Source organism: Bartonella sp. AA86SXKL (assembly GCF_042196885.1).
In genome coordinates this window covers 1-921 of sequence record NZ_JBHIRE010000183.1, presented here as the reverse complement: position 1 = coordinate 921, position 921 = coordinate 1, and the positions used below count along the sequence as shown (strand labels likewise).

The 921-nt window shown below is 34.9% G+C and carries 1 pseudogene; it reads left to right on the top strand.

Annotated elements, in window-relative coordinates:
• Positions 1 to 593: 593 nt before the first annotated feature.
• Positions 594 to 921: pseudogene (locus ACFIO5_RS10850) on the top strand (hypothetical protein); the annotation flags it as partial.

Sequence of the window (921 nt, the reverse complement as noted above, 5' to 3'; positions counted from 1 at the left end):
TTAAAACAAGCGCGTAAATGTGCACCACAACAGCATTCTGTTCTTCATGTGAAGAGAATGCCCCCCATGAATGCCAAATTCTCAAGAAAGTTGCCTTTTTGTTTTATGAAATCAAATTATCTTACCACAACCTCCTTCTCTCTTTTATCAATGTAAAAAAATAATTTAAATCCTTTATCTTATATTAAAAAACATCATGAATTCTTTATTCTTCTCTATACAAGAAAAGCTACTGAAAGCTTTTTAAAAGGGCATAACTATCTTTTTCCCCAACTCTGTCGAAATATCCATAACAACAAGCTTTTCTCAAGAGATAATCTTTCAAAATATCCTGTTTCATAACGTTGACTAAACAGCAACTTAACAAGCGCATTTTTCTGCAATCCATGTGCAACTGGTTTGCATGATGCATTGGTTTACATGATCCTTTTAGGAACGTTTCTGACGCAACTTTTCGAACGATAGAAAGCACTATGCATCATTTCGTTTTGTTCTTTACACAAAAAACATAATGATATAAAACCGCCCCGGTACTTGCGCCATCAGGGGAATGAAGTAAGCATCAAAGGCATACCAATACTAAAGGCATATTTATGTGTAAAAAATCTAATAAGAAAAATTTTTTGTTATGTACAATTGCTGGAACTTTGATTTTCTCTCATTTCGGTTCAACTCATGCAAAGACACTATTACACCATGAAATCCCTACCGTTCGTACAACTAATGGAGAAGAAAAAAAACTTAATAATGTTTTTATACACACTGGATCTTCTGGAGTGCATGCTACTAAAAAAGCAGTCGCTACAGTTACAAAAGCAACAATACACGCAAATTCGTTTGCACTTGCTGTATCAACAGGTGGGCGCGTTAATGCTAAGGAAATTGAAGCAAATGTCCTGCAGGGTGGTCTATCAATTACAA